The organism is Streptomyces sp. WMMC1477 (assembly GCF_027460245.1).
Classification (GTDB): Bacteria; Actinomycetota; Actinomycetes; order Streptomycetales; family Streptomycetaceae; genus Streptomyces.
Genome location: NZ_JAPZBD010000003.1, coordinates 4,689,893 through 4,711,035, shown reverse-complemented (window position 1 = coordinate 4,711,035; position 21,143 = coordinate 4,689,893). Strand labels below are relative to the sequence as shown.

General features: G+C 72.0%; 18 protein-coding genes. 3 read left to right on the top strand and 15 right to left on the bottom strand.

Translation table 11 applies throughout. The annotated features are described in order from the left end of the window. Window positions 1-5: 5 nt before the first annotated feature. The 3 genes from O7609_RS21000 to O7609_RS20990 form a co-directional block, all read right to left on the bottom strand. A complete protein-coding gene (locus O7609_RS21000) occupies window positions 6-1,601 on the bottom strand; it encodes a solute symporter family protein (protein WP_269744038.1) in 1,596 nt (531 codons plus the stop codon). Then, window positions 1,598-2,272: a DUF485 domain-containing protein gene (locus tag O7609_RS20995; RefSeq protein ID WP_443072184.1), complete on the bottom strand. Its 675-nt coding sequence runs from the start codon at window positions 2,270-2,272 to the stop codon at window positions 1,598-1,600. The genes O7609_RS21000 and O7609_RS20995 overlap by 4 nt, the downstream gene beginning before the upstream one ends. 198 nt (window positions 2,273-2,470) lie before the next feature. Then, a complete protein-coding gene (locus O7609_RS20990) occupies window positions 2,471-4,597 on the bottom strand; it encodes a DNA gyrase/topoisomerase IV subunit B (protein WP_269735457.1) in 2,127 nt (708 codons plus the stop codon). 425 nt (window positions 4,598-5,022) lie between these two features. On the opposite strand from O7609_RS20990, the gene O7609_RS20985 reads away from it, so the two are divergent. Continuing rightward, a complete protein-coding gene (locus tag O7609_RS20985) occupies window positions 5,023-5,253 on the top strand; it encodes a DUF7455 domain-containing protein (RefSeq protein WP_191209959.1) in 231 nt (76 codons plus the stop codon). A gap of 172 nt (window positions 5,254-5,425) precedes the next feature. Here the strand turns inward: O7609_RS20985 and O7609_RS20980 are convergent, their stop codons facing one another. The 6 genes from O7609_RS20980 to O7609_RS20955 all read right to left on the bottom strand — a co-directional run bounded on the left by O7609_RS20980 (window position 5,426) and on the right by O7609_RS20955 (window position 13,500). Further along, entirely contained in the window at window positions 5,426-6,253 is an 828-nt protein-coding gene (locus O7609_RS20980) for a S1 family peptidase (RefSeq protein WP_269735458.1), read from the bottom strand. A 189-nt stretch (window positions 6,254-6,442) separates the two neighbouring features. Next, window positions 6,443-8,038 carry an RNA polymerase sigma factor gene (locus O7609_RS20975; protein ID WP_269735459.1) on the bottom strand — a complete coding sequence of 532 codons (1,596 nt, stop codon included), beginning with the start codon at window positions 8,036-8,038 and terminating at the stop codon, window positions 6,443-6,445. Window positions 8,039-8,438: 400 nt separating this feature from the next. Beyond that, entirely contained in the window at window positions 8,439-9,398 is a 960-nt protein-coding gene (locus tag O7609_RS20970) for a FadR/GntR family transcriptional regulator (RefSeq protein WP_269735460.1), read from the bottom strand. 98 nt (window positions 9,399-9,496) lie between these two features. Continuing rightward, window positions 9,497-11,407 carry an ATP-binding cassette domain-containing protein gene (locus O7609_RS20965; protein WP_269744037.1) on the bottom strand — a complete coding sequence of 637 codons (1,911 nt, stop codon included), beginning with the start codon at window positions 11,405-11,407 and terminating at the stop codon, window positions 9,497-9,499. Window positions 11,408-11,504: 97 nt separating this feature from the next. Then, window positions 11,505-12,248, bottom strand: coding sequence for an NUDIX hydrolase (locus tag O7609_RS20960; protein WP_269735462.1), 744 nt, complete (start codon window positions 12,246-12,248; stop codon window positions 11,505-11,507). Between the two features lie 73 nt (window positions 12,249-12,321). Further along, window positions 12,322-13,500: a DUF4192 domain-containing protein gene (locus O7609_RS20955; RefSeq protein ID WP_269735463.1), complete on the bottom strand. Its 1,179-nt coding sequence runs from the start codon at window positions 13,498-13,500 to the stop codon at window positions 12,322-12,324. Window positions 13,501-13,632: 132 nt separating this feature from the next. Between O7609_RS20955 and O7609_RS20950 the strand changes: the two genes are divergently transcribed. After that, entirely contained in the window at window positions 13,633-15,798 is a 2,166-nt protein-coding gene (locus O7609_RS20950; protein ID WP_269744036.1) for a RecQ family ATP-dependent DNA helicase, read from the top strand. A 165-nt stretch (window positions 15,799-15,963) separates the two neighbouring features. Continuing rightward, window positions 15,964-16,491, top strand: a complete 528-nt coding sequence (locus O7609_RS20945) for a hypothetical protein (RefSeq protein ID WP_269744035.1) — start codon at window positions 15,964-15,966, stop codon at window positions 16,489-16,491. Between the two features lie 19 nt (window positions 16,492-16,510). Here the strand turns inward: O7609_RS20945 and O7609_RS20940 are convergent, their stop codons facing one another. The 6 genes from O7609_RS20940 to O7609_RS20915 form a co-directional block, all read right to left on the bottom strand. Then, entirely contained in the window at window positions 16,511-17,125 is a 615-nt protein-coding gene (locus O7609_RS20940) for a hypothetical protein (protein ID WP_269744034.1), read from the bottom strand. 65 nt (window positions 17,126-17,190) lie between these two features. Next, window positions 17,191-17,901, bottom strand: coding sequence for a ribonuclease HII (locus O7609_RS20935; RefSeq protein WP_269744033.1), 711 nt, complete (start codon window positions 17,899-17,901; stop codon window positions 17,191-17,193). 9 nt (window positions 17,902-17,910) lie between these two features. Beyond that, complete coding sequence (locus O7609_RS20930) at window positions 17,911-18,819, bottom strand: ADP-ribosylglycohydrolase family protein (RefSeq protein ID WP_269735468.1); 909 nt, start codon at window positions 18,817-18,819, stop codon at window positions 17,911-17,913. Between the two features lie 66 nt (window positions 18,820-18,885). After that, window positions 18,886-19,542 carry a histidine phosphatase family protein gene (locus tag O7609_RS20925; RefSeq protein WP_269735469.1) on the bottom strand — a complete coding sequence of 219 codons (657 nt, stop codon included), beginning with the start codon at window positions 19,540-19,542 and terminating at the stop codon, window positions 18,886-18,888. Window positions 19,543-19,659: 117 nt separating this feature from the next. Further along, the gene (locus O7609_RS20920; protein ID WP_269735470.1) at window positions 19,660-20,268 is read right to left on the bottom strand and encodes a YdbC family protein; all 609 of its coding nucleotides are present in this window, start codon (window positions 20,266-20,268) and stop codon (window positions 19,660-19,662) included. Window positions 20,269-20,288: 20 nt separating this feature from the next. Beyond that, window positions 20,289-21,116, bottom strand: coding sequence for an arylamine N-acetyltransferase family protein (locus tag O7609_RS20915; RefSeq protein WP_269744032.1), 828 nt, complete (start codon window positions 21,114-21,116; stop codon window positions 20,289-20,291). Window positions 21,117-21,143: the final 27 nt, after the last annotated feature.

Sequence of the window (21,143 nt, the reverse complement as noted above, 5' to 3'; positions counted from 1 at the left end):
GGTCCTCAGACGGCACCCGCACCCGTCAGCGCGCGGACCTCGGTCTCGGCGTGCTGGAAGGGGTCGGGACGCTCCCGCCCGCCCAACGTGCCCAGCCAGCCCGCGAGGAAACCCAGCGGGATGGACACGAGTCCGGGATTCTGCAGCGGGAACCAGGCGAAGTCCCGCGCGGGGAACAGCGCGTCCGGGCTGCCCGACACCACCGGCGAGACCACGACCAGGGCGATCGCCGGAATCAGCCCGCCGTACACCGCCCACAGCGCACCGCGCGTGGTGAAGCGCCGCCAGAACAGCGTGTAGAGCAGCACCGGGAGGTTGGCCGAGGCGGCCACGGCGAACGCCAGGCCCACCAGGAACGCCACATTGAGGTTCCGGGCCAGCAGTCCGAGCGCGATGGCGAGCGCGCCGATGCCGATGGCCGCCAGCCGCGCGACCGTCACCTCGCTCGTCCGGCGCCGCCGACGACGGGCCAGCGAACCGTACAGGTCATGGGCGATGGCCGCCGACGAGGCGAGGGTGATCCCGGCGACGACGGCGAGGATCGTGGCGAACGCGATCGCCGCGACGACGGCGAACAGCACCGTGCCACCCGTCGTCCCGGCCCCGCCCCCGAGGAAGCGGGCCAGGAGCGGCACCGCCGTGTTGCCCGCGGCGTTGTCCGCCCGCACCGCGTCCGAGCCGAGCAGCGCGGCGGCGCCGAACCCCAGGACGATCGTCATCAGGTAGAAGCTGCCGATCAGGCCGACGGCCCACAGCACCGAACGGCGCGCCGCGCGGGCCGTGGGAACCGTGTAGAAGCGCGCGAGGATGTGCGGCAGGCCGGCCGTGCCGAGGACGAGCGCGAAGGCGAGACTCACGAAGTCCGCGCGCGAGGTCCAGCTGTCGCCGAAGAGCAGCCCGGGCGCGAGGAACGCGTCGCCGTGCCCGCTGCGCTCGGCGGCTCCGGAAAGGAGGGAAGCCGGATCGCCGCCGAAGCGCAGCAGGACGAGGGCGGTCAGGGTGACGGCACCGCCCATGAGGAGAACGGCCTTCACGATCTGGATCCACGTCGTCCCGCGCATCCCGCCGAACGCCACGTAGACCACCATGAGCGCCCCGACGCCGACGACCGTCCAGGTGCGCACCTGGGAGCCGGTGTCGCCCAGCAGCAGCGCGACCAGCGTGCCGGCCCCGACCATCTGGGCCACCAGATACAGCAGCGACACGGTCACCGAGGCCGTGCCGGACGCCACCCGGACGGGGCGTTCGCGCAGCCGGGAGACGAGGACGTCGGCGAGCGTGAAGCGGCCGCAGTTGCGGACCAGCTCGGCGACGAAGAACAGCACGACCAGCCAGGCCACCAGGAAGCCCACCGAGTAGACCATGCCGTCGTACCCGTACAGGGCGATGAGCCCGGAGATGCCCAGGAACGAGGCGGCCGACATGTAGTCCCCGGCGATGGCGAACCCGTTCTCCAGAGGGGAGAAGAGCCGTCCGCCCGCGTAGAACTCCTCCGGCGACCCCTGGCGCCGACGTCCGGCCCACGTCGTGATGGCGATCGTGACGGCGACGAAGACGCTGAAGAGGACCAGCGCGGGGAGCCGGTCGTCGTGCCAGCTCATCGCACCGCCTCCCGGGTGCGCTGCTGGGTCTCCCACCGCAGGTCGAGCGCCGTACGGTCCCGCCGGAAGTGGGCGTGCCAGGCGTACGCGCCCACCAGCAGGGCGGTGCTCAGGAACTGCCCGAGCCCGGCGAGCAGGCCCACGTTGACCGGGCCGCCGCCCACGGGCGTGGCCATGAGACCGGGCGCGGTGGTGGCGGTGACGATGTACGCGAGATACCAGAGAAGGAACGCGACGGCGGCGGGGAAGACGAACCGGCGGTGCCGGCGCCGCACCTCCTGGAACTTCGCGCTGCGGTGCACGGCGAAGTACACGGCCGCCAGTTCGTCGTCGCGTGGCCGCTCGTCGCGGGCACCTCGGACGACGCCTCGGTCGTCTCTGGCGTCGCGGGCGCCTGGGGAGCCCTGCGGGCCTTCCGGGCCGGCGTCCTGTGGACCCAGGTCGGCCGGGAGGCCGCGCTCGGCCGACGGGTGCGGCCTGCTGGGCGGCAGCGGCTGGGCGTTCCACGGCACGGCCCCACCCGGCGGAGCGTTCCTGCGCCCGGCCCCGCCCCCGGCCCCGGACCGCTCGGCCGCCGAGCCGGGAAGGCCGGAGGCCACCGCGTCGTACCACGGGTCGTCCTCGTACCGCAGCGCGCCGCCGTCGTCGTCCGGACCGTCCTGCTGTGTCACCGCACGTCTCCTCAGATCCCCCGGGGGGCTTCCCGGGGCACCCAGGATGGCGAGACGGACGGCGAGAAAAGCGGGGCTTGCGGTCACCTTCACCTTTTCAGGTGATGTTCGAACGGTCGTGGCACGGGGCCTCGGGGACGCGACCGTTCGGCGCGGAGCCGTCCCGCCCCGGCGGACCGGTGCGGGACGGCGTCCGGCTCAGACGTCGATCCGGGAGCGGTCCAGGGTGGCCGCCGAGGTGGTGATGAACTCCTTGCGCGGCGCGACCTCGTTTCCCATGAGCAGGTCGAAGGCCTTCTCCGCCGCCTCCAGATCGCCGATGTTGATACGGCGCAGCGTCCGGTGCCGCGGGTCCATCGTGGTCTCCGCGAGCTGGTCGGCGTCCATCTCGCCCAGGCCCTTGTAGCGCTGGATGGAATCCTTGAACCGGATGTTCTTGCTCTGAAGCTCCAGCAGCGTCTGGCGCAGCTCGTTGTCCGAGTACGTGTAGCGGTACTTCTCCTGGCCCTTCCTCGGGTTGATCAGCTCGATGCGGTGGAGCGGCGGCACCGCCGAGAAGACCCGGCCCTGCTCGACCATGGGCCGCATGTAGCGCTGGAAGAGCGTCAGCAGCAGACACCGGATGTGCGCCCCGTCGACGTCGGCGTCGGCCAGGAAGATCACCTTGCCGTAGCGCGCCTGGTCGATGTCGAACGTCCGTCCCGACCCGGCCCCTATGACCTGGATGATCGACCCGCACTCCGCGTTCTTGAGCATGTCGGAGACGGAGGACTTCTGGACGTTGAGGATCTTGCCCCGGATGGGCAGCAGGGCCTGGAACTCCGAGTTCCGGGCGAGCTTGGCCGTACCGAGCGCGGAGTCGCCCTCGACGATGAACAGCTCGCTGCGGTCCACGTCGTCGCTGCGGCAGTCCGCGAGCTTGGCGGGCAGGGCCGAGGACTCCAGGGCCGTCTTGCGGCGCTGCGCCTCCTTGTGCTGCCGTGCGGCGATGCGCGTGCGGGCGGCGGCCACGGCCTTCTCCAGCACCGTCCGGGCCTGCTGCTTGGCGTCGCGCTTGGTGGAGGTCAGGAACGCCTTCAGCTCCTTGGCGACGACCTGCCCCACGATCCGGGACGCCGCCGAGGTGCCGAGCACCTCCTTCGTCTGGCCCTCGAACTGCGGCTCGGCCAAGCGGACGGTGACGACCGCGGTGAGCCCCTCCAGGGCGTCGTCCTTGACGATGTCGTCCTCGGCCACGCGCAGCAGCTTCGTCGCACGCAGCACCTCGTTGACCGTGCGGGTGACCGCGCGCTCGAACCCGGCGACGTGTGTCCCGCCCTTGGGCGTCGCGATGATGTTGACGAACGAGCGGACCGTGCTGTCGTAGCCGGTGCCCCAGCGCAGCGCGACGTCCACGCCGAGCTCCCGGGTGACCTCCTTGGGCATCATGTGCCCGCGGTCGTCGAGCACCGGGACCGTCTCCTTGAAGGTGCCCTGGCCCTCCAGGCGGATGACGTCGTTGAGGGGCCTGTCCTGCGCCAGGAACTCGCAGAACTCGCTGATGCCGCCGTCGTAGCGGAAGACCTCCTCGGCGGCGGCCGAGCCGTCCTCCGTGCCCCGCTCGTCCCGGACGGTGATCGTCAGCCCGGGCACGAGGAAGGCCGTCTGGCGGGCGCGGGCGTGCAGCGTATCCAGCGAGAGCTGGGCGTCCTTGAGGAAGATCTGGCGGTCCGCCCAGTACCGCACCCGGGTACCGGTGCGGGTCTTCGGGATCTTCTTGCCCTTGAGCAGCCCGCCGGACGGGTCGAACGGGGCCTCGGGGCCGGACTCGGTGAAGATACCGGGGACGCCGCGGCGGAAGCTGATGGAGTGCGTTTTGCCGCCGCGGTCGACCTCGACGTCCAGACGGGCCGAGAGCGCGTTCACCACCGAGGCGCCGACGCCGTGCAGGCCGCCGGAGGCTGCGTACGAGCCGCCTCCGAACTTGCCTCCGGCGTGCAGCTTCGTCATGACGACCTCGACGCCGGACAGACCCGTCTTCGGCTCCACGTCGACCGGGATCCCGCGGCCGTTGTCCCGGACCTCCACGGAGCCGTCCTCGTGCAGGACCACGTCGATCCGGTCGCAGTGGCCGCCGAGCGCCTCGTCGACCGAGTTGTCGATGATCTCCCACAGACAGTGCATGAGCCCCCGGCTGTCCGTGGAGCCGATATACATACCGGGTCGTTTCCGCACCGCCTCAAGGCCCTCGAGAACGAGGAGGTGCCGCGCGGTGTAGTTGGACCCGTCCCGGTCCGCTCCGGTCAGCAGCGCTGTGGACGACGGCACAGACGTCTCGGCGGTCACGCGGTTCGCTCCTCGCTGAATCCAACTGGGGGTGGCTTGCTTGCCGGACAGAGGGTACCGAGGCATAGGAGCCCTGGTGAGCAGCCACCCACGGATAAACCTATGCTAGAGGAGAGTCGTATGCACGTTCGATAACCCAAGCGGGTGACGTGTACATCACGTTCCCTTTGAGGCATGAACCATCTAGGCTCCGGGCACGTCCTCCGATACGAGCCGGGTGTTTCCCGGAACCGACGTCAGGACGAACGGCATGAGACCCGCAAGCAACCAGTAACCCTTCGCAATACGGCTCTTTCGCCGCCAACCGGTGACAGCCAACCCCTCGGCAGGAGAAATTTCGAGGAGATGCTCCCGGCGGGAACATTCTCGGACTGGTTGGATGTTGACCCTGGTACGACAGCTCGTCGAGCTAGAGAAGAGGCGACGTGACTACTGTTCTGACCCCCGCGAGCCCGCTGACGGCGGCGGACCGCTGCGACCGTTGCGGCGCCCAGGCATACCTGCGCGTCGTGCTCGTGAGCGGTGGCGAGCTGCTGTTCTGCGCGCACCACGGCCGCAAGTTCGAGCCGGAACTCAAGAAGATCGCCGCCGAGATACAGGACGAGACGGAGCGGCTCACCGCCACTCCCGCGAACGCGTCCGACGACGAACGCTGACCTGCGGGTCTGCCGGAGTCGGCCCCGCCCTTTCGGGGCCGGCCCCGCGGACGAGAGCGCTTCACCGGCCGATGAGCCGGGAAACGGCGGGCGGTCCCCCCGAAAGGGGGCGGCCGCCCGCCGTCGCGCGCCCAGGCCTTCCCCCTCGGCCGTACCCCGGCTCGCGCACCCGTCAGCGGTGCTCCTCGATCAGCTCGCGCAGGGCACCCACCCGCGTGTAGACACCGGGCAGCCCTGCGCGGCCGCAGCCGACCCCCCACGACACCAGCCCCACAACGCGCCCGCCGGCCACCAGCGGCCCTCCGCTGTCCCCCTGACAGGCGTCCCGGCCGCCTTCGGGCACCCCGGCACAGACCATCGTCCCGGCCTGGTACGAGCCCGACGCACCCTTCGCATACGCCTCCTCGCACTGCGTGTCCGCAAGGACGCGCACGGATGCCGCCCGCAGCCGACTGGCGTACATCCCGTTCCCGCGCACGTCCCCCCAGCCGAAGACCGTGGCCGCCGTTCCCGGCTCGTAGGCCTCGTCCCCCTTCTCGGCGAGCGGCAGCGCCGCCTCGGCGGGCAGCGGCCGGGCCAGGGTGAGCACGGCCAGGTCACCGGAGTTCGTCCGGCTGTCCCACTCGGGATTGACCCACACCTCGGTGACGCCCACCTCACGGCCCGCACCGGTCCGCAGATCGGTACGCCCGGCGACTACCCGCAGGTCCCCGACCTGCGGGAGCCGCTCCCCCAGCACCTCCTCGCTGAAGCAGTGCGCGGCCGTCACGACCGTGTCCGGGTCGACCACCGCACCCCCGCAGAACTGTCCTGAGCGCCCGTGGCCGAACTGCTGACGGCTCGCCACCGCGACCACCCACGGATGGTCCTCCGAGGTGACGGCGTCGCCGCCGATGACCCGTGGAGCCGCCGAAGCCGAGGGTGGCCCCGACGCGAGGACATGGCCGAGGGGCAGGGCGAGCGTGAAGGCGCCGAGCAGCAGGCGCGGGAAATTCCTCATACGGCTTCCTGACTCTACGCAGCCAGGAAGTCACACAGGGCCTTCCAGCCTCCGGTTTCGCCCGATCGGGAACCCCTCGCACACACGGTCAGCGGACGACGCCCCGCGGCCCACGGGGGCGGCTGGCCATGCACAGCGCCCCCCGGGCCGCGAAGAAGCGGTCCGGGGGGCGCTGCGGGGAGTTCAGGCTCAGTCCAGGTAGTCGCGCAGGACCTGCGAGCGGGACGGGTGCCGGAGCTTGGACATGGTCTTCGACTCGATCTGGCGGATGCGCTCACGCGTCACGCCGTAGACCTTGCCGATCTCGTCCAGGGTCTTCGGCTGCCCGTCGGTGAGGCCGAAGCGCATGGAGACGACGCCCGCCTCACGTTCGCTGAGCGTGTCGAGGACCGAGTGCAGCTGCTCCTGGAGGAGCGTGAAGCTCACCGCGTCGGCCGGGACGACCGCCTCGGAGTCCTCGATCAGGTCACCGAACTCGCTGTCGCCGTCCTCACCCAGCGGCGTGTGCAGGGAGATCGGCTCCCGCCCGTACTTCTGGACCTCGACGACCTTCTCCGGCGTCATGTCCAGTTCCTTGGCCAGCTCCTCCGGAGTGGGCTCGCGGCCCAGGTCCTGGAGCATCTGGCGCTGGACACGGGCCAGCTTGTTGATGACCTCCACCATGTGGACCGGGATACGGATCGTGCGAGCCTGGTCGGCCATGGCACGGGTGATGGCCTGCCTGATCCACCACGTCGCGTACGTGGAGAACTTGTAGCCCTTGGTGTAGTCGAACTTCTCGACCGCGCGGATCAGACCGAGGTTCCCCTCCTGGATCAGGTCCAGGAAGAGCATGCCGCGACCCGTGTAGCGCTTGGCCAGGGAGACCACGAGACGGAGGTTCGCCTCCAGCAGGTGGTTCTTGGCCCGGCGCCCGTCCTCCGCGATGATCTCCAGCTCGCGCTTGAGCTTGGGCGCCAGCTTGTCCGAGTTCGCCAGCTTGTCCTCGGCGAAGAGGCCCGCCTCGATGCGCTTGGCGAGCTCGACCTCCTGCTCCGCGTTGAGCAGCGGGACCTTGCCGATCTGCTTGAGGTAGTCCTTCACCGGGTCGGCCGTGGCACCGGCCGCGGCGACCTGCTGAGCCGGGGCGTCGTCCTCGTCCTCGTCGGACAGGACGAAGCCCTCTCCGGTCTCGCCCTCGGCCTTGCCCTCGGGGGCCGCCTCGTCGCCCTTGCCTCGCTTGGCCGCCGGCTCCTCGACGACCTCGTCGTCGCCCTCGAGCAGCTCGTCGACCACGGACTTCTTCGCGGTCGTCTTCTTGGCGGCGGCCTTCTTGGCCGTCGTCTTCTTCGCCGTCGTCTTCTTGGCAGCGGTCTTCTTGGCCACAGCCTTCTTGGCGGGCTTGGCCTCGGCGGCCGGAGCCTCGGCCGCATCCGCCACCGCGGCGGTCGCGGCCTCCGCCGGAACGGGGTCGGCGGCAGGGGCGGCCTTCTTGGCCGCGGTCTTGGCAGCGGCCGGCTTGGCGGCGGCACGCCGGGCCGGTGCCTTCGCCGCGGCACTCTTACGGGTGCGCTTGGGCGCCTCGGCGGCACTCACCATCAGCGTCACACCCTCCTCGTCGAGGATCTGGTTGAGGCTGCGCAGAACGTTCTTCCACTGGGTTGGCGGAATCTGGTCAGCCTCGAAGGCCCGACGCACGTCGTCGCCGGCGATCTGCCCCTCAGTCTTTCCCCGCTCGATGAGCGCCATCACAGACTCGGACTCGGCGATCTCCGCGGGGAGCGTACGGGATGTGCTGGCCGACACGAACAACCTCTCGGAACGATGGGAACGGCTACGACCCCGCCCACAGGGGGCCGAGCCGAGGGGCACCGGCGGGGATGAACCGGCTGCCCGGGCGAGCAGTGCAGGGTGGGAACACAACGCCGATTCGAGCGCACGGTATTCCCGCTGTGGCTACTACCTCTTGAACCATCGCGCTGTCCGCGTGAAGCGTTACGCCCAATCCGCGTGTCGCGAGTCACAGGACATAAGTGTACGTACCAGAGTGTATGACTCATATATCCCAAGTCGTCGGGAGCGGGACGCGGTCGCGGTCAGCGACGGCTCGGGTCCCGTACGGGTGCCGGCGGCACAGAAAGGCGTCGCCGGATTCCACGCAGCGGGAATCCGGCGACGAGGGGACGCGATGGGCGTCGCGGGGGCCTCAGTGCTCGCGCGGCGGAGGGACGATGTGCCCGTCCCCGGCAGCCGCACCCGCCGTCTCGGGGTGGACGGACAGCAGCTGGCGCATCGCGGCCTCGGCCGCGACGGGCTCCCCAGCGTCGAGCGCGTCCACGATCCGCTGGTGCTCGGTGACCGCGGCCTCCGTCGGGCGCTCACAGCCGGTCGCGGGCCCGCCGGAGACGTGCAGGGCTGCGCAGACGATGCCGGAGAGGTGTTCCAGCATCCGGTTGCCCGCGGCCTGCAGCAGCAGGGTGTGGAACTCGGTGTCGGCACGGGAGAACGTCAGCGCGTCGCCCTGGGTGAGCGCCCGGCCCATGATCTCCACCATGTCCGCGAGACGCTGCTGCAGCTCGTCGTGGCCGTGCCCCACCGCGAGCCTGGCGGCCAGCGGTTCGATCGCCCAGCGCAGCTCACGCAGCTCACGCCGCTGGTCGTCCCGCTGGGGCCCGAAGGCCCGCCACTCGATGATGTCGGGATCGAGCAGGTTCCAGTCGCTCACCGGACGGACCCGCGTACCGACGTTGGGCCTGGCGCTCACGAGGCCCTTGGCCTCCAGCACCCGCAGCGACTCCCGGACCACGGTGCGGGAGACCTCGAACCGCTGCCCGATCTCCTCGGGCACGAGCGGGCGGTCCGCACCGAGGTCCCCGGAGACGATCATTTGGCCGAGCTGCTGGACCAGTTGGCCGTGCAGGCCGCGTCCGCGGCTGCCGGACGCTCTCCGCCCGGCCCGGGCGAGGTCGGCGTCGCCGCCGTCCCAGGCCGGAACACTGGTGGTCGCCCGCGGTACGCCGGTGGATTCGGCGTAGGAGTAGCGCCCCAGCTCGCCGCGGGCCGGGTCGGCGGGACGGGAGGACGTCATCGTGGAGTGCGCAAGGGTAGTCACGCATCCTTTGTCGGCGGCCGATCCAACGGGCTTGAGGGCTTTGGTGAAAAGCACACGAAAGGGTGATCGTCGCCTCCTGTGCGATTGACGCCGCGGGGCCACTCCGACGCAGGAGGCGGTCCGTGCAGGTCAGACACGTCGCCGGGAGGTTCTCAGCGGGCCCTTCCGTAGAGGGTGGTGCAGGCGTAGGCGAAGAACAGTGCGGCCAGCGAGACGGCCAGCGCCCCGCTCACCGGCTGGGAGAGCAGCCGGGCCGCAGTGGGCGCCCAGGACTCGGCGCCGCCCGGCCAGCGCAGGAGGATCAGCGGCTCCAGGCGCTGGGAGAGGGCGGTGACGGTGTCGAGGTTCCCGTCGGCGAGGAGACGGCGCACCGCGGGGGCGAGGGCCAGCGGCACCGCGACCACGGCGGCGGTCCCGAGGATCGTCGAGCGGAAGACGGCGGCGGCCAGTACCCCGGCCCAGGCGCAGCCGACCGCGAGGCAGGCCGTGGCCCCGACGTCCAGGGCCCAGTGCGGGGGCAGGGCGAGGAAACCGGTGCCGTAGCACGCCGTCAGCGCCGTGGCGTTGACCAGGACGGCGGCGAGGGTGAACAGCAGGGCGACGGCCGAGGACACGGCGAGCTTGGCGCCGAGCAGTCCCAGCCGGCGCGGCACCGGGGCCTGGGCAGGGGCCAGCGCGGGAAACCGGAACTCCTGGCCGAAGGACAGGGCCCCCAACAGACCCGCCGCGGCTGCCAGCGGTGGCAGGGGCAGGATGTCCGGCCACCCGGTGAGCACCCGACCGCCACTCGCGTCGGCCTGGTGACCGAGCACCAGGGCCGCCATGAGGCCCGCCAGCAGTGTGCCGCCCAGGAGAAGCCACGTACTGCGGATGCCGCTGAGCCGCCGCAACTCGTAGCGCAGCGGCCGGCAGGGGCCGGGCGGGGCCACGGTGGGTACCCGCGGCGAGGCGCCCGCTCCCTGCGTACCCGTGGCCGCACGGCCCCAGACGGCACCGGTGCCTCGGGGCGCGGCGTGACCCCCGTGACCGGGGCGGTGATCGCCCCTCCGGCCGTCGGCGCGTTCGAGGGGCGGTGCGGCCCGGCTGCCGGTGTCGCCCACCTCGTCCGCGAGCTGGTGGACGAGGATGCCGTGGCGGTAGGCGATCTCTCCCACCATGGCGCAGGTGCTGCCGTAGACGGAGATCCTGCCGCCGCTCTCCTCGACGACCTCCACCGGCTGCACCGTCCCGGTGTCCCCGGCGGAGGCGACCGGACGCGGCCGGGCCGCTGGTGCGGGCCGCGGGTGCGCGGTGCCGGAGCGCTGAGCGGTGAGGCCGCCCGCCCATGCCGCGCTCCGTGCCTCCTGGACGAGGACGGCGGCCAGCCGCCGGGCGTGCGGCGAGGTGACGACCACCCGCGGTCGCAACCGGGTACGGGCGAAGTCGTCCGCCTCCTGGTCGGCCAGGAGCCGGCCACCCTCGATGGTGACGACGCGGTCGGCGATCCGGGCGGCCTCCTTGGGGTCTCGTGTCGTGGTCAGGACCAGACCGCCCTGCTCGGCATAGCCCCTCAGGAGGTTGTGGAGCCAGGCGACCTCCCGGGCCGTCAGCCCCTGCGCGGGATCGTCCAGCACCAGCGTGTGGGGGTCGCCCAGGAGTGCCGCCGCGAGCCCCAGCCGGCGGTCCATCCCGAGGGAGAAGGCGGCGAGCCGCTGATCGGCGAGGCCGCTGAGCCCGACGACGTCGAGCAGCTCGTCCGCCCGGTCCGCGGGAACGCCCGCCACCGCCGCGAGCATCCTGAGGTGTCCGCGCGCGGTCCGCCCCGGGTGACCGGGGACGTCACCGAGCAGAACTCCGACCTCGTGGGCCGGCTGCCGCACCTGGTGCAACGGACGCCCGCGGAAGAGCGCCACCCCGCGCCCCCCTTGCAGCTGAAGCATGAGCCGCAGGGCTGTCGACTTGCCCGCACCCGTGGGTCCGAGCAGCGTGGTGATCCGCCCCGGCCTGGCCTCGAAGGTCAGGTCGTCGACGACGGCCGGCCGTCCGCGGCAGGGGTCGCTGGTGAGTCCGATCGCCTGAATCATCGCTTCTCCGCTGAGCGCACGAGCAACGCTCAACACGATAACGCGACATATCCGACTTTCCGGTCAGCATGGCGGGCTACCGGGGTGTCGGGGCCGCTCAGACCTCCGGGCGCAGCATCGGCGGGTTCAGCAGAGTGGCGCCTCCGGCACGGAAGAGCTGGGCGGGACGGCCGCCCTGACGTGTCGTCGTTCCTCCCGTCGGCACGAGGAATCCGGGCGTGCCGGTGACCTTGCGATGGAAGTTCCGTGGGTCGAGGGCGACTCCCCAGACCGCTTCGTAGACACGCCGCAGCTCCCCCACCGTGAACTCCGGTGGGCAGAAGGCGGTGGCGAGCGAGGAGTACTCGATCTTCGAGCGCGCACGCTCCACGCCATCGGCCAGAATCCGGCCGTGGTCGAAGGCCAGCCCACCGCCGGAAGCCACACCGGGGCCCGCGTGGGGGCCCAGCAGTCTGTCGACCGGCGTCCAGCGAGCCGTGTTCGCGTCTCCGCCCGACACGGGCGCCGGCAGGTCAGGAGCCAGGACCAGATGAGCCACACTGACCACGCGCATGCGCGGATCGCGGTCGGGATCGCCGTACGTGGCGAGCTGCTCCAGGTGCGCACTGTGCCCGTCCGGCTCCTCCACGCGGAGCCCGGTCTCCTCCGCCAGCTCTCGCGCGGCGGCGGCTCCCAGGTCCTCGTCAGGCAGCACGAACCCGCCGGGCAGCGCCCACTGCCCCTGGAACGGGGTCTCGCCTCGGCGGACCGCGAGGGCACACAGCGCGTGCTTCCGCACGGTGAGGACGACCAGATCGACGGTGACGGCGAACGGCGGATAGGCCGACGGGTCGTAGGGCATGCCATGATCATAGTCGTCTGCCTGACGATAAACAGAGGCTCGCGGCACGGCTCTTCCGCACCACCGCACACGGTCACCCACCACCCTCTCGGACTCCCCCGCGGGCGGACCGCTGGCCCCGGAGAGTGGCCCGCAGCGGTTCGGGATCCAGACCGTTGTTGCACGCCGAGTGCAGCAGACGAGCGAAGACGCACTCCGGATCCGCTTCCAGGGCCGCGCCGAGCGCCACCCTGGCGTTCGTCTCGTCTCCGAGAGACCAGGCGACCCAGCCGGCGAGGGTGAGCGGCGCCGCCGCGTATTCGGCGTACGCCCCGACGCAGCGGCGGCTCAGCACCCGCCACAACCGCAGCGCCGCTTCGGCGTCCGCTCCCTCCATCCATTCCGCCGCCCGGTCCCGGGTGACCCGGTCCTGCAGACCGACGACGAGCGAGGCCGCCTCCTGCGGACAGATCCGCCCGTCGTCCCTGGTGTCCGCCTCGGCCGCCGTGAGCCGGGCAGGACCCGCGGAGATGGAGAATCGGTCGAGAACGCAGGCGGCGAGCTCCAGGGTCTCCACCCGAACCCCCTCCTGGGCGGAGCCGTCCAGCATGCGGGGAAGCAGGGCCGCGGCGGCGGCGTCCAGCGCTCGCTCCTGAACACCGGCCGGCTCCGCGTCCGGCGGCGTGAACCGCGCGGCCAGTTCCTTGAGCGAGCCCCGAACCTGGATGCCCGCGTAGGCCGCGGCCGCGGCCATGGCGGAGGAGCCCGACGGTGCGAGAACCACACCCTCGGGCGGACAGCAGCGCGCGTCCGGGCAGCAGTAGCTCCAGAAGCGCCCACCGGAGATGCACAGCGCTTCGTAGACGGGCATGTCCAACGCGCCGCACGCGGTGCGCAACTCCTGTACGAGCGGCCGGAGCCGGGCCATCACGGCCGCCGGCTCCTCCTCCTCGGACGGATCCTGGCAGACGTAGAGGACGGCACCGCTCGGCCGTGGGCCGCGGGCCTCACTACCGGCGAGCAGGCAGTCGGCCACCTGACGGGCCGTGCCCGGCCACTCCTCGGGAACCGAGGGGATTCCCAGCCGGATTCGACCGCCGAACCGGCCGCGGTCACCGTGCACGGCCACGACGACGATCGAGTCGTCGGGGTGGTAGCCGAGCAGGTAGGGCAGGGCGTCGGCCAGCTCGGCCGGGCCACGGAGGGTGATCTGCTGTTCGGGCCGCGAACTGGGGGACGACTGGTGAGTGATGTTCCGATCACTGTGTGTCATGTCTCGACTGTGGCGGATCGGCCACGCACGCCGTCCACAGCCAGGGGCCGACCATCAGACTCATATGCTGAACGACACCTTTTCCACAGCACGGATTCGCCGCGGCGGGGCAGTGTCAGGTTGCATGGCGCCATGACCGCCAACGACCTGCGCAGTGCCGCCGACGCCGTCCTAGCCCGCCTGGTGGGTGACGCCACCGGCGCGGCACGCCTGCGCGAAGACCAGTGGAAGGCCGTCGAGGCGCTCGTCGCCGACCACCGGCGGGTGCTCGTCGTCCAGCGCACGGGGTGGGGCAAGTCCGCCGTCTACTTCGTCGCAACGGCGCTCCAGCGCCGACGCGGCGACGGGCCAACGGTGATCGTCTCTCCCCTGCTGGCCCTCATGCGGAACCAGGTCGAGGCCGCCGAACGGGCGGGCATCCGGGCGCACACCATCAACTCGGCCAACGTCGAGGAGTGGGACACGGTCCGTGAGGCCGTGTCGGCCGGGGAGGTCGACGTGCTCCTCGTCAGCCCCGAGCGTCTCAACAATCCGGACTTCCGCGATCAGGTACTCCCCCACCTCGCGGCCACGACGGGGCTGCTCGTCGTCGATGAGGCGCACTGCATCTCGGACTGGGGGCACGACTTCCGTCCCGACTACCGGCGGCTGCGCAGCATGCTCGCCGAACTGCGGCCCGGAGTGCCCGTGCTGGCCACCACGGCGACGGCGAACGCACGGGTCACCGCCGACGTCGCCGACCAGCTCGGGACGGGCTCGGGGGAGGCGGGCGCACTGGTCCTGCGCGGTTCGCTGGACCGCGCCTCCCTCAGCCTGTCGGTGCTGCAGCTCCGGGAGCCGGCGCAGCGGCTGGCCTGGCTCGACGGTCATCTGGCCGAGCTGCCGGGCTCGGGCATCATCTACACGCTGACCGTCGCCGCGGCCGAGGAGGTGGCCGCCTACCTCAGGCAGCGGGGGCACAGCGTGGTCTCGTACACCGGGCGGACGGAGAACGCCGACCGCGAGGCCGCCGAGGCCGACCTGCTCGCCAACCGCGTCAAGGCGCTCGTGGCGACCTCTGCCCTGGGTATGGGGTTCGACAAGCCGGATCTCGGGTTCGTGGTGCACCTCGGGTCACCGTCCTCGCCGATCGCCTACTACCAGCAGGTCGGCAGGGCGGGGCGCGGTGTGGAGCATGCGGAAGTGCTTCTGCTCCCCGGCTCCGAGGACGAGGCGATCTGGAAGTACTTCGCCTCGCTGAGCTTCCCGCCGGAGGACCAGGTCCGCCGCACCCTGGAGGTGCTGGCCGCCGCGGACGGCCCCCTCTCGCTCCCCGCTCTGGAACCCCGGGTGGAACTGCGTCGGTCCCGGCTGGAGATGATGCTCAAGGTGCTCGACGTGGACGGGGCGGTACGGCGGGTTCGCGGTGGCTGGACGGCGACGGGGCAGCCGTGGGCCTACGAGACCGAGCGCTACGCATGGGTGGCCCGGCAGCGCGCGGCCGAACAGCAGGCGATGCGCGAGTACGCCACCACCTACGGGTGTCGGCTGGAGTTCCTGCGGCGCCAGCTCGACGACCCGCAGGCCGAGCCCTGCGGCAGGTGCGACAACTGCGCCGGGCCGCGCTTCAGCGAAGAGACCGCCCCGGAGTCCCTCGCCGCCGCCCGGGGACAACTCGATCGCCCAGGAGTGGAGATCGAACCGCGGCGCATGTGGCCGACGGGGCTCGCGGCCGTGGGCGTGGGCCTGCGGGGGCGTATCCCGGTCGGTGAACAGGCCTCCCCCGGCCGTGCCCTGGCCCGGCTGACGGACCTGGGCTGGGGCAGTCGGCTCCGGCGCCTACTGGAGCCACAGACGCCGGACGGCCCGGTACCCGAGGAGGTGACACGCGCCGTCGTCACGGTGCTGGCCGAGTGGGCCAGGGGCCCCGGCGGCTGGGCTTCGGGCGATCCGAGCGCCCCGATCCGGCCCGCCGCGGTCGTCACGGTGGCATCCCACACCAGGCCGCGGCTCGTGCGCTCCCTCGGTGAACAGATCGCCTCCGTCGGGCGCATACCGCTGCTCGGTGAGGTCGGACTGGCCGAGGGGGCCGCGACGCGCCCTTCGTCCCACGCCAACAGCGCGCAGCGCGTCCGGGCTCTGCACGACACCGTGCACGTTCCCGAGGAACTGGCGCGCTCGGTGGCCGCGGCGCCCGGCCCGGTGCTGCTCGTGGACGACTACACCGAGACCGGCTGGACACTCGCCGTCGTGGCCCGCCTGCTGCGGCAGGCGGGTGCCCCGGGGGTGATGCCACTGGTTCTGGCGGTCCAAGGCTGACCGATCAGATTCCGTCACTGGACGGATTTGTGCGTTGCCGGACGTCAACCCGCCAGCGACAATTGACCCTCACTCCCATAACGGACCGCGAGGTTCCCCGTGCTCGTCGTGGCATGCGCCCCTGCCCGCCGGCACCGTTCCGCCGGGCGCACAGAAGGGAGAGCCGTGACTGTCGCCGCCGCATCGGCACCGACCACCGACCCCACCTCCCGCTTGGCCCGTACCGTGGAGCCGGCCGAGTGGACAGCGTCCGGCATACCTCTGCTGCGCAATCCGCGAGAGATCGTCACCGGGCTCCACGCGCGGCACCGGCCCACGCCTCCCACCGCGGTCGTCGCCGTCCTGGGACCTGGGGAGCGGGTGGCGGCCAGCGCCTCGTTCGGCAGAGGCACCGGCCTGCCGGACGGCTGGGAGTTCCGCAACGCCCTGCTGGACCAGCTGCGTCGCGTCATACCGCACGACCTGCGGCTGCGCCGCCCCATACGCACGGCGGTGTTGCTCTACTGCCGCGCGGGGGACGGCCGCTGGACGGAGGAGGACGGGGCGTGGATGTGGGGACTGCGAGACGCGTGCACCCTGCACGGGCTGCGCTGCGGGGCCTACATCACCCTCACCCCACACGGATGGCGCGTCCACGGGGACGACCGTCAGGGGCGCCGTCCGGCGGCCGTGGGCCTGGGTGGGAGCCCCTGACCCGTGCCCCGCGTGAGGCTCAGAGCAGGCTGCGCAGCCGCTCCGGGTCACCGCAGACGATGAGGTCCGTACCGGCCTTGGCGAGGGCCGCGGGCAGCGTCTCGGCGACGTCCGCGTCCGTGCCCCCGTTGACGGCGACCACGACCACGGGGCGGGAGGTCGTCCGGGTGACCGCGGAGGCGAGCGCGTAGAAGACGTCCTCGCCCTCCGTCTGCTGCCGCCAGTAGGACTCCTCGCCGAACGAGAGCTCGTGTTCGGCCCACGGATGGGGTTCGCCCGTCGTCAGCACCAGGACCTCGGCGGGAGCGCGACCGTCGTCGAGGAGGGCGTCAACGGTGTCGTCCGCGATGGCGACAGCGGTGTCGGGGGTGGCGGCCTCCAGCCGGATCCGCGCGGTGCGGACGGTGGTTGGCGTCGCCGTCGCCGTGCCGGAGGACGGCGACGCGCTGCGCGCGGCCCGCGACGGGCCGGGGCCGGGGCGGCTGCCGGCACCGCGTGGCGGGCCGGGACGGGGTCCGGGGCGCGGCCCCGGTACGGCGGGGCGAGGCGGCTGGGGTACACGGGCGGCGCCCGCAGAGGTGCGGGGGCCGGGAACGCTGGGGCGGATCTGAGGCTCCTCGGAGCTGTGCGGCATGGATGTTGTCTATCAAACGTGGGGCGGTGGTGTGTGGGCGGGGCGCTGCGCCCCTGTGGCAAGCGTCAGAACAGTCCGGCCTGTTCCATCTCGGTGTCCTCGGTGGACGGCCCGGGGACGGAGGCGAGCGGATGGGGTTTCCTGAGGTGCTTCCAGCGGGGCAGCGCGTCCAGGTACGCCCAGGTGAGCCGGTGGTGCGGGGTCGGCCCCAGCTCCTCGAGCGCCGCGCGGTGCACGGGAGCCGGGTAGCCGGCGTTGCCCCCGAAATCGAACGCGGCATGCGCCTCGCCGAGTTCGGCCATCAGCGTGTCCCGCTGGACCTTGGCCAGCACCGAGGCCGCGGCCACCGGGACACAGGAGCGGTCGCCCTTGACCACGGTACGGACCTGCCACGGTGCCCCGAGGTAGTCGTGCGCCCCGTCGAGGATCACCGCGTCCGGGCGCTCCGGGAGCCCTCCCAGTGCGCGCTCGGCGGCGAGCCGCAGGGCGGCCGTCATCCCCAGGGCGTCGATCTCCTCCGGCCAGGCGTGGCCCAGGCCGTGTGCCGTGACCCAGCCGCTCAGTACCCCCGCCAGCTCGGTCCGGCGATCCCGGGTGATCAGCTTGGAGTCGGTGAGGCCCTCGGGCGGGCGGCGCAGCCCCGTCACGGCGGCGCACACGGTGACCGGACCGGCCCAGGCACCCCGTCCCACCTCGTCGACACCGGCGATGATCCGGGCGGACGTCGTCGCCCGGATCGAGCGTTCGACGCGATGGGTAGGTGGGTCGTACGGCACGTCTCCAGCCTACTCGGCCACCCCCGGGGTCCATTCGGGCAGGTCCTCGGTCGCCGCGGCCCAGTCGGCGGGCGGAGGCACCTGCGCGGACGCGGCCAGGATCCCGCCCACGATCGCACACGTCGTGTCGACGTCGCCGCCGGCCTGGGCGGTGGTCCAGATCGCGTCGGTGAAACTTCCGCCGTGCCGGGCCACGGCCCACAGCGCGAAGGGCACGGTGTCGTGGGCGCTCGTCCGCCGTCCGCAGCCCAGGACGGCCGCCACGGTGCTGACGTCCACGTAGTCCAACAGGTCGACGGCGCGCCGCAGCCCGGCGCCGACCGCGCTGCGCGGCACCAGGTCGACGACGGCGCTCAGCAGCTCGGCCCCGCTCCCCCGCTCCCAGGGGTCCGCCCGCGCGCGCAGAGCCGCGGCCGCAGCCACGGCCATCGCCCCGCACACGGCCTCCCGGTGCTGGTGGGTGACGAAGGCGCTCCGCTCGGCTTCCGCCGCCGCCCGGGCAGGGTCCTCGGCGAACCAGGCTCCGATGGGGGCCACACGCATGGCCGCCCCGTTCCCCCACGAGCCCCGGCCGTCGAAGAGGGCGGCGGCCAGCTCACGCCAGCCCGCCCCCTCCTGCCGGATCAGCCGCAGCATCCGGTTCACCGCGGGCCCGTAGCCGCGGTCGAAGTCGTGGTGGACGGCGAACGCGGAGGCCAGCGAATCCTGGTCGACGGTCCCGTGATCGTGCAGGACGGCCACGACGGAGGCGGCCATCTCCGTGTCGTCCGTCCACTGCCACGGGCCCGGGGGCGGCTCCCGGCGAGCGAGCAGCGGATAATTGTCGGGTACGAAGAACTGCGAGCCCAGGGCGTCCCCGACGGACAGGCCGCGCAGGCTCGCCCGGGCACGGCTGAGACGGGCGGAGTCAGCGGTCATGATGGCGAGCACTCTAGCCGTCCGGCTCGCGGCCTCCCCGGGTTCGCGCTGCTGCCGGGCGCGGTGTCACAGCAGCTCGGAGGAGTCGGGTACACACCACCGCTCGAAGGGCCGGTCGAGGTGGTAGCGGTCGTCCCGGCCGAGGATCAGGGCCCGAGTCTCCCCGTTGGCGGGATTCGACAGGGACTCGAACTCGGCGACGCTCCAGTGCATCCAGCGCATGCAGAACAGCCGCATCGTCAGCCCGTGGGTCACCAGGAGCACGTTCGGCGGATGGTCCGCTGCCTCAAAGCTGCGCCACAGGCTCTCCAGGAAGGCGCCCACCCGGTCGTAGACGTCGGCGCCCGACTCGCCCTGCGAGAAGCGGTAGAAGAAGTGGCCGTAGGCGTCCCTGGCCGCCTTCTGGGCACGCACGTCCGCCCAGTCCTGCCAGTTTCCCCAGTCCTGTTCCCGCAGGCGTGGCTCCTCGCGCACCCGCACCCTCGCGGGATCGAGGCGCAGGGCGCGGAAGGTCTCGTGCGTGCGGCGGTAGGGCGAGACATAGGCCGAGACCCGTTCGTCGCCGAACAGCGCGAGCAGCTCCCCGCCGGCCTGCGCGGCCTGCCGCCATCCCTCGTCCGTCAGCCGCAGGGCATGGTCGGGGACACGGGAGTACACCGAGTCGTCGACGTTGCCCTCGGATTCGCCATGCCGGAGGAGAACGATCCGCCGAGGTCGTGCCATAGGGACAGCCTAAGCTCGCGTTCCCCGCCGGGCAGCGCCCCGCCGCGCGGAGCACGGCCCCGGGCGGCGGCGTCGGCCGCACGGGTGAGCGGCGGGTGGAGCGTTCGGGGGCGAGGCTCAGACCGTCCAGGAGGGCTGGAGGTCGATCACGTCCCCGTCGACGGCGGCGATGTCGGCCCCGGTCTGAGCCCGGAGTGACAGCCGCTCGATGCGTTCTTCCCGGTACTTGCCGTGCTCGGCGGCGGAGTCCCACATGGACAGCACCAGGAACTCCTCGGTGTCCGGCGCCTGGGCGAAGACGCCGCGGACCATGCCCGGAGACCCGGCCATGGCCGGGTTCCACACCTTCTCCTGCATCAGCACGTAGTGGTCCACGCGCTCGGCCCGCACGGTGCAGTGCGCCACCCGCAGGAGGTCCGTGTCGGTGAACTCGGGACTGAAGCCCGTCTTCACGTCGAAGCGGTACTCGAACAGCAGCGTGCGCAGGTCCCGGTAGGTGCCGACCTGCGCCGCGTGCAGCCGGTCATGGGATCGGGCCATGAAGGAGTCGTAGAAGGCGCGGCTCTCCCAGAAGCCGAAGAGGTGCACGACCGCGTCCTGCGTACGGCTCCATCCTCCGCCCTGCCCCCGGAACCCCGGTTCCCCGAGGAGGCCTGCCCACTTCCGCTGCCCGCGCTCGAACCCACGACGATCGACCACGGTGCACCGCATCCACTTGACCAGCACCGCGCCATCGTACGGGCATCTCAGCCGCTGATCGTCCGATACCGCTGACGCAGCGTCCCCAACTCCTCCTCGGAGAGGTCGATTCCGAACTCACGCTCCAACAGGGGACCCAGCTCGTCCGGGCTCACCTCACGGTCCTCGGAAGAGCCGTCCGGACCGGCCACCCGGAGGCGGTCCCCCACGAAGGTGATCCGCTGGTGGGCGTCGGGTCGCTGCACGATGGGCCGCTGGGTGAACACGCTGTCGGGATGCGTGGACACGTAGTAGTTGGCGACGAACTGGTCCGGCGGATACGCCGGCTCCTCGGTGAACGCGTACAGGTCGAACCAGCCCTCGGGACGCAGGGTGCGCAGCACCCGGACGCCACCATCCTCCCGGGCCACGGAGAACGTCCAGCCTCCCTGGCGCGTCTCCACGCCCTCCCGCAGCCGGACGGGGGCGTGGGGCCCGTCGCCCCCGAAGCCGACGTCGGCCACCCAGCGTTCCCCCTCGGCCTCGACGGTGAGCAGCATGTGGGTGGCGGGCAGGAGCTTGTCCCGATCGCCCATGCGCACCCGGGCCGCGTGCGCGGTGAACGAGAAACCGACTCGCTCGAGCACGGCGGCGAACAGGGAGTTCTGCTCGTAGCAGTAACCCCCGCGGCGTCGGGCGACCATCTTGTCCTGGAGAGCCGTCATGTCCAGCGGCACCGGACGGCCGAGCATGATCTCCAGGTTCTCGAACGGAATCCATGCCGCGTGGGCGCGATGCAGTTCCCCCAGGGTGTCGGCGTCGGGCCGCGGCGTGGCGCCGGGAAGGTTGATCCGGGAGAGGTACGCGTCCAGGTCGAGCTTCTCTGCTTGCCACATGGTCGTTTCAACGCGCGCCGGGGCACC

What these genes read in the sequence shown, in the direction of transcription:
- O7609_RS21000 (WP_269744038.1), bottom strand. Translation starts at nt 1,601, where the DNA reads ATGAGCTGGCACGACGACCGGCTCCCCGCGCTGGTCCTCTTCAGCGTC.
- O7609_RS20980 (WP_269735458.1), bottom strand. Translation starts at nt 6,253, where the DNA reads ATGAGGAATTTCCCGCGCCTGCTGCTCGGCGCCTTCACGCTCGCCCTG.
- O7609_RS20965 (WP_269744037.1), bottom strand. Translation starts at nt 11,407, where the DNA reads ATGATTCAGGCGATCGGACTCACCAGCGACCCCTGCCGCGGACGGCCG.
- O7609_RS20960 (WP_269735462.1), bottom strand. Translation starts at nt 12,248, where the DNA reads ATGCCCTACGACCCGTCGGCCTATCCGCCGTTCGCCGTCACCGTCGAT.
- O7609_RS20955 (WP_269735463.1), bottom strand. Translation starts at nt 13,500, where the DNA reads ATGACACACAGTGATCGGAACATCACTCACCAGTCGTCCCCCAGTTCG.
- O7609_RS20950 (WP_269744036.1), top strand. Translation starts at nt 13,633, where the DNA reads ATGACCGCCAACGACCTGCGCAGTGCCGCCGACGCCGTCCTAGCCCGC.
- O7609_RS20940 (WP_269744034.1), bottom strand. Translation starts at nt 17,125, where the DNA reads ATGCCGCACAGCTCCGAGGAGCCTCAGATCCGCCCCAGCGTTCCCGGC.
- O7609_RS20930 (WP_269735468.1), bottom strand. Translation starts at nt 18,819, where the DNA reads ATGACCGCTGACTCCGCCCGTCTCAGCCGTGCCCGGGCGAGCCTGCGC.
- O7609_RS20925 (WP_269735469.1), bottom strand. Translation starts at nt 19,542, where the DNA reads ATGGCACGACCTCGGCGGATCGTTCTCCTCCGGCATGGCGAATCCGAG.
- O7609_RS20915 (WP_269744032.1), bottom strand. Translation starts at nt 21,116, where the DNA reads ATGTGGCAAGCAGAGAAGCTCGACCTGGACGCGTACCTCTCCCGGATC.